Genomic DNA, 13,662 nt, shown 5'->3' with positions numbered 1-13,662 from the left:
AGTGGTTAGGAGCGCTTGAGCAGCTCAGCGGAAGCGACGAGCTCCAGCTGGTTGTCTTCGGAGAGCCCGTTGACAGCCTTCGCGACTGCGAGGCCTGCCTTGGCGTCGGACGCCGGCGGGGCGGGGGTTCCGACGGCGCCGAGGGTGTGCAGGAGGGTCCAGATGCTCTTGAGCCGGGCCCGGCCCAGCGCGGTGGCGGTGATACCCACAGACCAGGGCTCGTCCCTGATGGCAGCCTGGATCGTCTCGATGTCGGTCAGCGGCGACGTGGAGCTGCGGCCGGCTGACATGATCGAGGCGACCAGTTCCACGACATCCTCGGAACCGCCCACCTGGGCTGCGGCGAGGGCCCGGACAGTGTCCGATGCGCCCTGGACTTCGATGGTCTTCGCGGCGACGCGGCGGAACAGGCCACGGGACGGCTTGGTGGAAGCCTTGGCCTTGGAGCCGGCGCCGCCTTCGTCTGTACTGTCGTCCTCGTCGACGGTGTCGATGGTGTCCAGCTCGTCGGCTTCCTGCTCGCCGCTGAGCTCGGCGTCGATGGCCGCACCAGGGTTCAGGTAGCTCTCATCGGAGTCCGAGTAGCCGGACGGCTGGTAGCGGTCGGTCTCGTAAGGCGTGGTGGTCACGGTGTTCGTGCTCCTTCTTGCGTGCGGCCCCGAGCATCGGAATGCCGGTCCCGCGGGTACAGATGCGGTCAATGAGGAACATGCGTAGACAATCCGGCGGCGGCCGTCCCGCCACAAAGCCCCTGCCGCCGTTTCCGGAGACAAGGGCTTTGGGGCTGTGGAAGAGTACGGGCGCTACTTCTTGGTCATCTTTTCGATGGTGATGCGCTTGCCCTCTTCGGGGTCGAAGTCGGGGTCCGGACCCAGGTCCTGGACGTGCTGGAGGATGCGGACCTTCTGGCCGGCGCTGTTCTTGATCTCCTGCATCTCGACCCACATGAGCACGCGGTGGCCGGTGAGTTCGGTGCGCAGGCGGGAGGCGAACGCCTTGACCTCGGCGGAAGAATCGGTGCGCTCGGTGCGGACAGTCTCGATGCCGTCCGGGGCGAACTTCGACTCGGTCGTCTTGATGGCCACGAAACCACGCGTCGAGGAGGCTTCCTTCTGGACACCCAGGATGGTGCCGACGAAGTTCTTGCATTCGGAGAGCATGTTGATGGTGCGGGCGACGTCGGAGTTGTCGTTCAGCATCAGGGCGAGCGACTTGGCGTTCTCCTTCAGCTGCGAATCCCATTCGCTCCGGGTCTGGCCTTCGGCAATCGGGCCGGTCATGGAGACGGCGCCGAGGATGATGTCATTGCGTTCTTTGGTGTCCAGGGGCATGGTGTCCTGCTTTCGTGGTTTAGGGCGGAGGGTGGTGGGTTAGCCGACGAAGACGTCTGCGTCGGCGGCGAAGTCGTCCGGCACGAAGTCGAGGTCGTCCGCGGGTGCGGGCTTGGACGCGGCCTTGCGGATGACGCGCTTGGGCTCGGATGCCGGTGCGGGAGCTTCGACGGCGGCTTCCGCGGTGTCGGCAGCGGCTTCATCAGCAGCCGGTTCTGCCTTCACAGGTGCCTTGAGGGCAGCCTTGGCTGCCTCCTTCGGTGCCGGGGCAGACGCGGCGGGAGCAGCTTCCGCGGCGACACCGGCCAGGGCGGTCCACGGGGTTTCGGGACGCTCGTCGGCGAACAGCGCCAGCGCGACGGCGGTGATGGACTTGCAGCGGCGGACGGCCGCAACGACCCATCCATCCCAGGCGGCTTCGTCCTCGCCGAACGGCATCGGCAACGTGGCCAGAACAGTGCGGAGGGCACCGCGCATCCGGGAGTTGGCACCGTCGGAGGCAGACGTGGAACCAGTCCAGCTTTCCTGTGCCTCGGCGACGATGTGCTGGAACGTGGCGGCCAGCGCCTTGACGTTCGAGCCGTTGATGGCCAGTCCGGCCCGGTGGAGTGCTTCGACAGCGAGTTCCGCGGTGCCGAAGACACCCATCGCAGCGTAGGAGTTCGGGTTCAGTTCACCTTCGACGGTGTACGGCACCCAGACCTTGTCTTCCGTGATTTTTGCCATTCCATGGTCCTTGTCCAGAGATGTGATCGGGTTCTCCCCGCTGGCATACATGTGTGCGGCAAGCTCTGATGCCCTCTCCACGGCTTCGAGCTGCTCATCGGGGATTCCGTAGCTGAACGGATCCGGCATGAAGAAGGTGATGTCCTGGCCGTGGTGTTCGACGATGGTGTCCTCGGTGGAGGCCATGGCGGCGACTGAGGCACCGGGACGCAGGGCAGGGATGCCGAGGTCAGTGGAGGAGAACATCTGGTCGGCGACCTTCTCGGAGACCTTCTTGCCTTCCTCCTTGGCTACGGGGCAGGCGTTGATCAGCGGGCACCAGCCGCACAGGGCCGAGACCTTGGTCGGGAACTCGTGGGTCTCCATGTACCGGTTGTGCCGCTTCCAGGACAGCTCGTAGGTCTTCAGCGTCTTGGACATGGCGGCCGGGCTCAGGTCCACGTCCCGGGCCTTGCCGAACTTCGTGTAGAGCACCGTGGCGGCTACCGGCGTTTCCCCGGTCTTCTCTTTCAGGGCTGCCGCGTAGATGCGCAGCTGGTCCCCGTGGTCGTCACCGAACCGGGTGTTGCCTACCTTCCCGGTTTTGTAGTCCTCCGGAATGAGGCCCTCTTTGCCGCGTTTGTTGACCCCGTACCGGACCCGGTCGATGAAGCCGTTGGTCGGCACGCCGTTGATGGTCAGCCCGTCGATCTGCATTTCGCGGGAGTGGACCTCGATGGTCTTCGGGTCCTCGATGACGAAGATGCCTTCGTAAGCGATTTTGACCTCTTCGATCCAGCGCCGGCGGTTGAGCCGGACCATCGCCCGCACACTGTCCGGTTCGCTCTCGATGTCCGGCCACATGATGTCCGCGTCCCTGACGGTCAGCGCCTCGGCCAGGGCCAGGCTGCGCTCGTGGCGTTCGTAGACGTCCTCGTCGTACATGTCCTCCATGACGGAGTGGGCGCTGGTCCCCAGCGGTGCGGGAGCGAACGGGTCCTCGTCCTCGCTGCGCAACAGCCGCTCCCCCACCCAGCGCGCGGCGCATGACTGCATCGACTTGGAGGTGGACGGGGAAAGCGCCTTGCGCCGGATCTTGTTGATCACGGCGTCGTCGGTAACGACGAGCTTCTTACCGTCCCAGGCGAGCTTGTCGTGGAGCAGCGGGGTGGTCTGGTTCATGGAATTTCTATGCGTTACACCCGCCCACGGGTGTCGCTATTCGACATGAAACCGGGTGTTGCAGAAGAAATTCCGACCCTGCCGGCCACTCCCACCGAACGACCACAAAACGACCACCTGGTCGAGTGGGAAAATCCGCGGAATACCGGGGAATATAGGGCCCCTACTACTACTACTCTACTTAAACGACCAGAAATAGAGATATATATAAGGGGCCCCCTGTTCTCTCTTCCTAGAGGGCCCCCTCCTCTTAGTTAATACACTTCCCCTTCCATATAGGTGTCCCCTCCCAGGTCGTTTTGGTCGAGTGAGGGTCCCGGGCGATGCAAAATCCGCACCAGCGTTGGGATGCAGGGCCGTTTCGCCACCCTACCGGCGGTCGGTTCCCGAACGTTTGAACGACCGGATACGGTCGAGCGATTGAATTGGTGAGAGACGTCCGCTTTAACTCATGTGATAACCTGAGGAACGATATTCCGGCCTCCAGAGACGATGGTTATCACATGGCTCCCAAACGGGGGCCTTTTTGCTTGTTGGGCCATCTCTGCACAGGTTCCACAATTCTTCACCTCGAGGTCCTGAAGGACATTGATTTACTTCCCGGATGCCGCACCGCCAGACTTATCGGCCCTTGGGCAAAGCAAAAGCCCCGCCATTCGACGGGGCTTTTGTCCTGCTTGGGAAGGTGTCAGTCCTCGTTGCTTGCCTCGGGCAGGTCTTCGATGGACAGGCCGCCGTCGATCAGTCGCGAGACAGCGATGGGGATGCCGGTGATCTTGCCCTTCCGCCAGGGCGCCAGCAGCGTTCCGCGGCCGTTCTTGATCCGGGTGATGTAGGGCGGGTTCAGGTTCTCATCCCACACGCTGGACCAGGCTGCCGTCGGCCCCTGCCCGAACTGGATCAGGGAGGGGTATGCCTTCTGCGCGGCGCTGAAGGCCGTCTCCGAGGAGAACAGCACGACCTTCTGCGGCTCCCGGTTGTTGTCCATCACGGTAACGACGGTGCCGATGTTCGTTCCTGCCGGCCGCAGGCTGCCATCGCCGCCGCCGACCACCCAGCCGAGCCGGCTGTTGACCATGGCTTCGTTCTGCTCAGTGCCTTCGATCGGGGGCCGTGCCGGGTCGTCCCCTGAGATCACGTGGGCGTGGCCGGAGGCGAGCAGGGCTGCCAGTGCCTTGACCAGGGAGATGCCGGGGGCGGCCTGCTGGTTTTCGGCGTGGGCGTTGGTGACCAGCTGGATCACGGACATGGACATCTCGGCGTTGACGCGGAACTGCTTGGCAAAGTCGGCACCCATGTCCAGTTCACGGGCCAGGTTCTCCAGCAGGTAGAACGTCAGCATGACGTCCGCTGCGAGGGTCGAGGTGCGTTCCAGGGACCCGGAGGCCGCACCCATCTTCTTCATCAGGCCGCTGATCTGTTCCTTCAGGCGGGCGCGGGCAGCCTCCATGGAGGTCACGTACGCGGCCCAGCCGCCCGGGTGGGTCGCTGCAGCGTAGCGGATGTACTTGATGACCTGGGCCGTGAAGCGGGCCGGCGTGCCCTTGTCCCGGGCAATGTCGTTCAGGGCGTCCGTGGGCGCCTTCTCCGGGTTCAGCTTGCCCTTGCCGACGTAGAGCGGGATGAGCCGTTCCTTCGCCGAGGGGGTGCTGAGTTCGTTCTCGGCGGTCATGATCAGCTGGGTCATCGGCTTGTTGGACTTCTTCACCGTCATGTCAGCGTTCATGCGCAGCTTCGTGGCGTTGTTGAAGATGGCGCGGGTGATGTCGGCCAGTTTGGCGTCTTCCTGCTCCGCCTGGCGGCGGACCGCGGAGGGTGCCAGGTCATCGATCACCCAGATGGGGGTGCGCGCGACGGCGTTCTCCATGGCCGCGGCCGTGTCCTTGGCCGAACCCGGCAGCTCTTCGTGCCAGTCACCGCGGTGCCGGGCCCAGAAGTGCATCATGCACTCGGCAGTCCAGGACTTGCCCTTGCCCTTGGGTCCCCACACGTAGATGGTCGCCTTGGGGCGGATCGGGATGACCGGGCGCAGCGCGCCGGCCAGGACCACCGTGGCGGTGGACAGGTCAGTCCAGGCCTTGGAGTGGATGTAGGTGTCCATGATGGCCCGGAAGTTCTTCCTGGCTTCAGCACGGAAGTCATCGTCATCGAAGTCGCCGCTGATGTTCTCTCCGACGCCGTATTTCTGGATGACGTCGATCTCCCGGGAGCTGATCCCGGGCAGGACGGAGGTGTTGGCTTCGACGTCCCCGACAATCTGGTCGCCGATGAGGAATACCGGGTCGCCGTCCTGGACGGGGACCCAGCCCATCTGCATCCAGCGGGTCTTGAACGCCACATCCTCGGGCCGGTTGGCCTTGATCGCCGACAGCCAGGATTCGCCCTTGGCTCCGCGCGGGGGCCATTCCGGGTGCAGCAGCAGTTCGCGGGGCACGGAGGCTTTCTTCCGGTCCCATTCCTCGGGCCGGTAGCCCAGGATGGATTCGGGGCCGGTGACGGTGGCGGTGAAGTCGCGGCCGTTCAGGTGCCAGGACACTTCGATTTCGACCTGGGCGTCGTCGATGTCCTCGTACTTGACGTTCGGGTTGAAGATGCCGGTCTTCAGTTCCTGGTCGGTGGGCTGGCGGCGGGCTTCCAGGGCCACGACGCGGCCGCCGATTTCGACGCGCTTCTCCCACCGGTATTCACCGATGGTGCCGCCGGCGCCGGTGTTCAGCGCCACGCACTCCTCGACGAACTGCCCTGTCTTGCCGACACGCCAGTTGCCGGCCTTGTCTTCGGCGTTTTTGGCCGGAGCATCAGGCATGACGTCGTCGAGCTGGTTGATCAGGGCGGCCCAGTTGCCCCGCTTGGCCAGGAAGTCATCCACACCGTCCTTGGTGGTGGACCCGTCATCACCGGTGGTGACCTGAGGGTTCAGGTACAGGACCTCGGCCATCTTGGACTTCTCGAACAGCTGTGTCGAGAGCTTGTTCGCGGCGGCGTGCACTGCGGGGTTGATCGCAATGTCGGCGTCGAACGCGATCCAGCCGATGCGGTCCTTCAGGGTGATTTCGCGCCAGTCCACCGCGTTGCCGGAGGCGTTGTAGACGCCGCCGATGGAAACGATCAGGACGCGCTCATCGTGGGGGATGCGTTCGAGGAGCTCGCGCAGCTTCGCGACCGGGTTCTCGACCCCTTCAGAGCGGAGCTCCGAGTAGGTGATGCCGTTGTGGACCAGGTAGGCGGACAGGGCAGAGTCGCCCTTGAGCATCCCTTCGGCGAACATGACAACCGGGGTGGTGTCGATCCAGTCGGTCGGGATGGCCGGGTGCAGGTCCAGCGGGGTGCCGACGTTGGAAACGAACTCGTATTTCAGCGGCTTTCCGGCCTCGTTGTTCTCCGGGAACTCGGGGCGGACCTGGTAGGTGTGGGGAACGGGGCGCTCACCCTCGCGCTTGGCCTTCATGATGCCGGCCAGGGAGTACCACGGCATGACCATGCCGTCTTTGCCGGGCGCCGAGAGGGTCCGCTTGAACCGCTTGCCCTGGCCGGAGTTGCCGACCACCTGCATCTTGCGGGCCATCTCGGTGTAGTTGGTCTTGTCGATGCGGGTGTAGCCGCGGGCGGCCGCGACCAGCGGCGCGACGCCGGAGTCCATCAGCTTGAAGGCACCGGAGCCGGTGATGCTGGAGGCGTAGTCCGACGCCTCCCACGGTGGCAGGCCGGTGAAGTTGGGATCCAGCACGTTGAGGCTGGTGAGGTCATTGGTGTCGGCTGCGGCCGGACCGGAGGGCTGCGTCGCGCCCCCGTCTGCCTGCACGCCGGTGTCCTGATCGGTTTGGTTTGAGATCTCTTCCATGGTGAACCCCTATGCGGTTCACCGGAGCACGGGTGTCACTTTTGCTGCCGGCAGCTGGAAAAGGGCGGCAGCCGGGTATGGCTGCCGCCCTTCTGGGTTCCGGCTTAGACGTCGTCCTCGGTGATCGCGAACTCATCCTGGGCGACCAGGACCGCGTACTCCTTGATCTTGCGGACGTACGCGCGGGCCGTGGAGCGGCTGACGTCCAGGGCCTCGGCGATCTCATCGACGGTGGCGATCCTCGGCTCGTGGTCCTCGCTGTAGAGGCCGGAGAGCCACAACTCAGCGGCCTTCCCCAGCCGCTCGTTGTAGGCGCTCGTGCGTTCCACGATCAGCTGGATGAACCGAGGGCCTTCGACCGGGTGCAGGACGAAGTCCGTGTCGATCGGCTCGGAGTAGTCATGGTCGGCGATGTCATCCTGTGCCCGGCTGACGCGGAGGTCCTCCACGGACGCGATGACACCCTGCTTGACCGGGTTGGAGCGCTTCTCCCACATCTTGGCGTTGTGGGTGTCCACGATCTCCTGGTCGGAGGGTTCGCGGCCCATTTCCTTGCGGATCTCGTCCCGGGTTGCGTCGAGGACGCGCTTGCGCCGCAGCGCGGAGGTCATCTCCGCCATGGGCGCGCCTTCCTTGTCGATGTAATCCCGGACGGCGGCGCGGGCCTGGACGCGGAGCATCCCTTCCCAGTTCTCGATGCGCTCGAGCAGCTCGTCGTTCTCGAGTTCCTCGGTGAGCATCTTCAGGGCCGTCATGGAGACGATGGAGGCGAAGTCCTCCACGTGCTGGTCCGGTGCGTGGCCGAAGCGGCGGCACAGGCCCCAGGCGATCTGCTTGAACAAGCCCATGCGGGCGCGCATGAAATCGTGGACGAGGTTGTCGCGGACACGGCCGGTTGCGCCGGCGATGGAACGGATGGCGTCGTGGGTGTTCTCAGACATGGCCACCCCTGTTTGGGGCAGCGTCGGGGACTCCAGCACTGACACTGACATGGGGGCTCCTTCTCGCGTACGGAAACCCCCCTCCTCCCAGTGCGGAACGGGGCTCAAATGCATCCAGCCAGGCGGCAAATCTGCGGCCGCCGGCACGCGGATCAAGAAGCCATCCAATGGTCACTTGCCGACGCTCAATCTTAGCGTCTGCGACTGACAAAATCTTGTCGATAATGGTGTCTGCCCGTGTCCTTCCCCAACCCGGCTGAGCGATCAGCAATTGGCGCAGCGACAACTTCAACAGGGCACGCGCTTCAGGCCGCGCAGCCTCCGTCAAAACGTCTACCGGAGAGACCATCCGGTCGTGGATCAGCATCAGCCATTCGGCCCGGAAACGTGCGGCGGTCCGGCGTGCGAGGTTCGCGGTTTCCAGGGTCGGCGTGGGCGGTGTCATGCCGCCTGGCTCCCCTCGTAAATCGCCTGGCTGTTGAAGCTGTCCGGGACGAGCAGGGTGCTGCGGGCGGACGCCGACGGGCTCACTGACAGGGCGGCCCGGGCGCGCGGCAGGGAAAGCCGGTCCTTGGGGTACACCTCCCGGTAGGCGGCGACAATGTCGGCGATCTCTGCCCGGGGGTGGCGGCGGGCGATCTCGCGGACCTTGGGTCCGATGTGGGGGTCGCCGATTTTCCGCCGGATCTGTGCTTCGGCGTCCCGGCGCATGTGCTTGGTCATGTACTTGAGGGGGTCTACCCGCAGGAAGCATTCCGGGCCGAGGCACAACTCAATGAGGCGGAAGATGGCCGACGGCTTGTCCTTGACCCTCTCCGCTGTCTCGTCCTCGTCCTGAAGTTCCCCGTACATCATGGTGTCGACGATCTGTTCGAGACCGAGTTCGTCCAGCATCGGCTCCACGACGCCGGTGCTGTTGCCGATTTCGTAGCTGACGGAGGCGTGCGCCTGGTAGACGGCGGTCCGCAGTTTTGGTTCCAGGCCCTGTACGACCTCCCAGTGGGCGGCTTTGCCGTCGACGACGAGCTTGTTGAGCTGCGCGCCGATCCGGGAAGTAGTCCCGGCGCCGACGAATACCGGCTCAGCCAGGGACGGCATGCTGTCCACGGCGGTGACCGGGGCCAGCCCGGGGCGGCGGACCAGCTTGGACTGCCCGGCGGTGGCGTGGCCCATGCCGCGGGTGCTGTAGCTGACCGGGACGGATTCATCGGCGACGAGGACGACCATCGGGGTGTCCCAGTTGTTGCGAACAGGCATGAGCATGCGCTCCCCGGTGCCGTGTGCCTTGTCCTTGCGTCCGACGTCGATGAGTGGGTGATCCCAGCTCCAGGCCGGGAGCGTGACGACCCCGGCCCGTTCGGGCAGGTCGCCGGCGGTCAGGAGTGCCTGGGCAGCGTGGCCGTGCATGATCCGCTCCAGGCGGGCGCAGAGCACCTGAAGGCTCGGGTGTTTGCGGTTGGAGTCATCGGCTGCACGCGCAGCATCGGCCATCAGGGCGGCGGCCGTTTCGGAAGCGAGGTTCAGGCTCATGCTGCCTTCTTTCCGAGCATACGGGCGAACATGCCCTGCTTCCTGGCCGGCTCGGGCTTGTACTCCGCTGCCTGGCGGAATACTTCGTTGCCGGTAATGCGCAGCAAGGCCTTGGACATGGTGGCTTTGAGCTGGGCGTTGTCGGTGTTGATTCGGCCGGCGTTCATGTCGTGCTTGACGTTTTCGTCCATTTCCACGGCGCCCATGAAGGTGCCGAGGTTGCGGAAGTAGCCGGGGGCCTTGTTGGCCATCTCCATCTGGGCCGTCAGGACCTGGTTGATGATGACCATGAGCCGGTCGGTCGGGACGCCTTCGTTGATGAACTTCCGCAGCCGGTTGTTCAGGTTGTTGACCCCGACGGTGGACATGTCGGCAACACCGATGCCCCAGGCGTCGTGGACGAGTGCCGGCAGCAGCAGCGTGTTGACGACCCCGGTCCGGTCCGAGGACTCGACGATCTGGGTATCCATGATCACCAGGTCGGCGTTGCGGCGGGCGAAGTGGATGACGTCCCGGTAGAGCGAATCGGTGACGACCGAAGGGTCGTTGATGTCATCCGGCGGGGCGCCGATGAACGCGAACTTAATCTCGCCCAGGACCTCTTCGCGGTTGGCGTTGATGGTTGCCGGGGTGAGGATGGCGTCCTTGATGCTGCCTATTGCCGCGTCGTACATGGTGGGCAGGTTGGTGCGGTTCAGGCGCAAATAGGTGCGCAGGTCGCCCTGTCCGGAGTTGCCGTCGATGAGCACGACCCGCAGCCCCGCTTCTGCCGCGACGCAGGCCAGCTGCAGGGAGGTGGTCGACTTGCCCACGCCTCCCTTGCCGGAGAAGTTGATGACGAACGCGCCCAGACCGGCCGCGGTCCGGCCCGTGCCGATGAGCTTGGACGCCTCGAAGTCATCGAAGATTCCGGCGGAGTCATGGGCCGCCGGGGCTGCCGGCGACCGCACGCCATGCCAGGCCGGGGTGCCGGCGGGAGCAGGCACGTAGGACTGCATGGGCTGGGGAGCCTCAGGGCTGAAGTAGTTCTCTGCCGGGAGGGGAGGTGCGACCTGGACGGGGACAACCGGCAGCTCAGGGGTGTCCCAGTCGCCGAATTCCTCGGCCGGGGGCGCCATCACCGGAGCCGCGACCGGCGCCTGGTACTGCGGGGTGTCCCAGTCATCCACCGGCTGCGGGGCGACCACCTGAACCGGTGCTGCCATGAGGACCGGTGCCGGGGCGGCCGCGGCCGGCCCTGTCCACTCCTGTTCCTGCTGCGCGACGCGGGCCGCACGGCGGGAAGCGGGAGGCGCCTGGACGGGGGTGTCCCACTCGTCCTGGACAGGGGCAGGCTGCGCAGGAGCCGGTGCCGCCACCGGTGCTTCGGCGGGTTCATACGTCTGAACGGCGGATGCGGTGTCCCACTCCTCAGCCACGGGGGCTGCCGGAGCAGCGGCCTGGGCGGGGGCTTCCACTTCTGCCGGGGCATCCCAGTCGTCAAAGACCTGGGTGGGTGCCGGCTGAGCTGCCGGCGCGGGTTCAGCGAACGGGTCCTCCTCCGCGGCGGCCGGGGCTGCGGCGGGACCCGAGAAGGCAGCAGGGATAGCAGGTGTTGCCACGGCCGGCGCGGGTGCGGCCGGCTGCCCTGGCTCCTCCTCGAAGAAGTCAATATCGGGCAGGTCAATGCCCACCGGCTCAGCTGCTGCGGGCGGGAAGGCCTGCAGTCCGGCCGGGCCCTCCAGCGGGTCGATCCCCACGGAAGCCAGGATGGTGTTGATGGTGGTCGGCAGGAGGATCTCGGCAACCGAATCGGCGATCACAACGGGGTTCTCCGTGTTGCGCACGACGGCGACCTTGACCGGAGTCTTGGTCTGGAGGTGTCCCACCCATGCCCGGAGACCGGGAGCCGGAACGTCTGCAACCACGATCGGGAAAGCCCCTGCGGTTTTTGACTCGGCGATGATGGAGGTGGCGGCAGCCCGGAAGTCGGGTCCTGTCACCACTTGCAAGCCGCACTGCGTCAATGTCTCGGCGAGGGCCGGCAGCTCAATCAGCCCGATGCGGCCACGGGTGATTGATGCGCTGTCTGATGTGTTCACAAACAGCTCTATGCGTTAACTTTGCCGACGGGCCGCACACGTTGGACGAAGCTTCATTTTTCCCAGTACATTTGACTATCGTGCGCAAAATGTCCGAGCCAGGGAATATAACTATGAGCCAACTAGACAGCGGGTGGGTCGCCCGGTGGGTCGTTGCTCTTTGTGAACCCCTACTTGAGACTGAAGCCCGCATTCAGATTGAAGCTCAGATGGTCGAGCTCGTCTCCCGTAAGCCGCACTGGTTTGCCGCCTGGTTCTCCGGCTTCCTCTCCGACGTCGTGCGTTCCCTTGATCCCCAGGATCCATGGCGGAACCTATCCATCGTCGAAGGCCAGACCGTCCATCCTGACCGGAGCCCCTTCGGCACCTGGGTTGATGCCAGCGACGTTGTTCACGTCTCCATCGAGGACATCCGCGCCGACCTCGGCCTGGCAGCCCTCGAAAAGCCACTCAACGAGAACGCCGCCCAGCTGATCTCCGTCGCCGCCCAGGGTTGGGATGCCACCCTGACCTGGTGTGAAGCGAATCTGGTCACGGCGGCGACCCTCCCTCCAGAGCAGGGAGCCGAATTCTTCAAGACCGCGTCCGCCGCCTTGCGCTGGGCGATCCACCGCCGTCGCCTGTTCTCCGGTATCGAAGATCCGTTCGTGCAGGTTTCCGGGGTCTCCTGGATCACCCGGGCAGACAAGATGACCAGCGGCGAGCCCTGGGACGAGGCACGCGCCGCACGGCACCTGGAAGCAAACAAGGTCCAGCCGGGCACCTACAAGCAGTTCAACCCGTCAGCGGAGTAAGACCCCGGCGACGCCGTACACATGGGGTGCATGCACTCCACTCCCGAAGCTGTCGTCTTCGCCTTCAGCGGCACCCTCAATGACACGTCCTCGATCAACTATCTGGTCGCCGGACACCACCCTGCCTGCGATGCACCTGGAGCCGACCGCTTCCAAACGGAAGCCGTCCTGTGTCCGCCGGTGAAACAGGTGGTCCAACTGCTGAAGCTCGAACGCAGGATGGGCCGGAAGGTGATTGTCGTCGCCGAAGCCCGGGACCACTACCGGCCCCACATTGAGTCCTGGCTGGACCTGCACGGCATCACCGTAGACAGGATTCTGCTCCGGCCGGTCAGCGACCACAGGCCGGACGCTCTGACCAAGGCCACCCTGATGGAAGAGCTGAAGACGGACTACTCGGTCATCCATGCCTACGAGGCACGCGCCGACGTCGCCCGTGCCTATGAGCGTCTCGGAGTGCCGGTGACCAGGACAGGTATCCCGGCAGTCTCAGCCCGGCGTAAAGCTGTCGCCTAGCATTGCGGAGAGCACCAGCTTCCACTCCGCACACATAGTCCGGGACCCGCCACGCCTAGACCAAGGAATCCGATGACCGACTCCCCCAGCCTCGTGCAGCCGATCGTGCTGCTCGTGGACAAGAACGACCCTGCCGGTCATTCCGACAGCATCCTTGCGGTGGCGATCGCCAGTGTTTGCGCCTATACGAACGGGCTGGAGCATGGCGCCGATGATGGCAGCTGGAAGACCTGGCTGTCCGGCCGGTTCACCAAGTCCGTCCGGCGTGCGGACGCGAAGACCTTCGCCAAGATCGCCGGCGATCCTGAGCTTCCGGCCGACGGTGCAGCGTGGATCGGAGCCGCAAGGGCCATGGCCTACGCGCCGACCACCTACGAGGACATGCCCAAGAAGCTGTCCCGACTGCAGGTGTCCGGGACGGACCTCCCCGCTTATGACCCCACGCCGCAGTCCCGCCAACGGCCTGGCGACCCGGTCATCGTCCTCAACAACGCCCTCGGCATGTCCACCGGCAAGGCCGCGGCGCAGGCCGCCCACGCACTCTTTGCCTGGCACCTGAACCGCGGCAACCCGGATCCTGACATCGCCTCATTGCACCTTCTGTCCGCGGGTTTGATCAATGCCTCTGAAAGCGAGTTCGAGCAGCTGAAGGCACTGGCCGCAGGTCCGGTGATCGTCGATTCCGGACTGACCGAGATCGAGCCCAACACCGCGACGGCGTTCGTCATCGAGAGGCCCTGA

At 65.1% G+C, this 13,662-nt stretch carries 10 protein-coding genes; 3 read left to right on the top strand and 7 right to left on the bottom strand.

Features of this window, described 5'->3' with window-relative positions:
* Window positions 1–5: 5 nt before the first annotated feature.
* The 7 genes from ACHL_RS22125 to ACHL_RS22095 all read right to left on the bottom strand — a co-directional run bounded on the left by ACHL_RS22125 (window position 6) and on the right by ACHL_RS22095 (window position 11,611).
* Entirely contained in the window at window positions 6–629 is a 624-nt protein-coding gene (locus tag ACHL_RS22125) for a hypothetical protein (protein ID WP_012623367.1), read from the bottom strand.
* A gap of 174 nt (window positions 630–803) precedes the next feature.
* Entirely contained in the window at window positions 804–1,331 is a 528-nt protein-coding gene (locus ACHL_RS22120) for a hypothetical protein (protein WP_012623366.1), read from the bottom strand.
* A 39-nt stretch (window positions 1,332–1,370) separates the two neighbouring features.
* The gene (locus ACHL_RS22115; protein WP_012623365.1) at window positions 1,371–3,218 is read right to left on the bottom strand and encodes a RecB family exonuclease; all 1,848 of its coding nucleotides are present in this window, start codon (window positions 3,216–3,218) and stop codon (window positions 1,371–1,373) included.
* Between the two features lie 688 nt (window positions 3,219–3,906).
* On the bottom strand, window positions 3,907–7,059 hold the full coding sequence (locus ACHL_RS22110; protein WP_012623364.1) for a hypothetical protein: 3,153 nt from the start codon (window positions 7,057–7,059) through the stop codon (window positions 3,907–3,909).
* 104 nt (window positions 7,060–7,163) lie between these two features.
* Window positions 7,164–8,051 (bottom strand): helix-turn-helix domain-containing protein, encoded by an 888-nt coding sequence (locus tag ACHL_RS22105; RefSeq protein WP_012623363.1) that lies wholly within the window; start codon window positions 8,049–8,051, stop codon window positions 7,164–7,166.
* A 390-nt stretch (window positions 8,052–8,441) separates the two neighbouring features.
* Window positions 8,442–9,530 (bottom strand): hypothetical protein, encoded by a 1,089-nt coding sequence (locus ACHL_RS22100; protein WP_012623361.1) that lies wholly within the window; start codon window positions 9,528–9,530, stop codon window positions 8,442–8,444.
* Complete coding sequence (locus ACHL_RS22095) at window positions 9,527–11,611, bottom strand: nucleotide-binding protein (protein WP_012623360.1); 2,085 nt, start codon at window positions 11,609–11,611, stop codon at window positions 9,527–9,529. The genes ACHL_RS22100 and ACHL_RS22095 overlap by 4 nt, the downstream gene beginning before the upstream one ends.
* Window positions 11,612–11,820: 209 nt before the next feature.
* On the opposite strand from ACHL_RS22095, the gene ACHL_RS22090 reads away from it, so the two are divergent.
* The 3 genes from ACHL_RS22090 (at window position 11,821) to ACHL_RS23605 (ending at window position 13,662) form a co-directional block, all read left to right on the top strand.
* Complete coding sequence (locus ACHL_RS22090; protein WP_043795098.1) at window positions 11,821–12,405, top strand: hypothetical protein; 585 nt, start codon at window positions 11,821–11,823, stop codon at window positions 12,403–12,405.
* 30 nt (window positions 12,406–12,435) lie between these two features.
* A complete protein-coding gene (locus ACHL_RS23610; protein ID WP_050767212.1) occupies window positions 12,436–12,921 on the top strand; it encodes a phosphatase domain-containing protein in 486 nt (161 codons plus the stop codon).
* A 72-nt stretch (window positions 12,922–12,993) separates the two neighbouring features.
* Window positions 12,994–13,662 (top strand): peptidyl-tRNA hydrolase, encoded by a 669-nt coding sequence (locus ACHL_RS23605; RefSeq protein WP_012623357.1) that lies wholly within the window; start codon window positions 12,994–12,996, stop codon window positions 13,660–13,662.

The organism is Pseudarthrobacter chlorophenolicus A6, from assembly GCF_000022025.1.
Classification (GTDB): Bacteria; Actinomycetota; Actinomycetes; order Actinomycetales; family Micrococcaceae; genus Arthrobacter; species Arthrobacter chlorophenolicus.
The sequence above is the reverse complement of the archived record's forward strand: the minus strand, read 5'-3'. Positions and strand labels throughout refer to the sequence as shown.

Excerpts from the sequence above, each read along its gene's own strand:
- ACHL_RS22090 (WP_043795098.1), top strand. The coding sequence starts at position 11,821 with ATGGTCGAGCTCGTCTCCCGTAAGCCGCACTGGTTTGCCGCCTGGTTC.
- ACHL_RS22105 (WP_012623363.1), bottom strand. The coding sequence starts at position 8,051 with ATGTCAGTGTCAGTGCTGGAGTCCCCGACGCTGCCCCAAACAGGGGTG.
- ACHL_RS22120 (WP_012623366.1), bottom strand. The coding sequence starts at position 1,331 with ATGCCCCTGGACACCAAAGAACGCAATGACATCATCCTCGGCGCCGTC.
- ACHL_RS22115 (WP_012623365.1), bottom strand. The coding sequence starts at position 3,218 with ATGAACCAGACCACCCCGCTGCTCCACGACAAGCTCGCCTGGGACGGT.
- ACHL_RS23610 (WP_050767212.1), top strand. The coding sequence starts at position 12,436 with ATGCACTCCACTCCCGAAGCTGTCGTCTTCGCCTTCAGCGGCACCCTC.
- ACHL_RS22110 (WP_012623364.1), bottom strand. The coding sequence starts at position 7,059 with ATGGAAGAGATCTCAAACCAAACCGATCAGGACACCGGCGTGCAGGCA.
- ACHL_RS22100 (WP_012623361.1), bottom strand. The coding sequence starts at position 9,530 with ATGAGCCTGAACCTCGCTTCCGAAACGGCCGCCGCCCTGATGGCCGAT.
- ACHL_RS23605 (WP_012623357.1), top strand. The coding sequence starts at position 12,994 with ATGACCGACTCCCCCAGCCTCGTGCAGCCGATCGTGCTGCTCGTGGAC.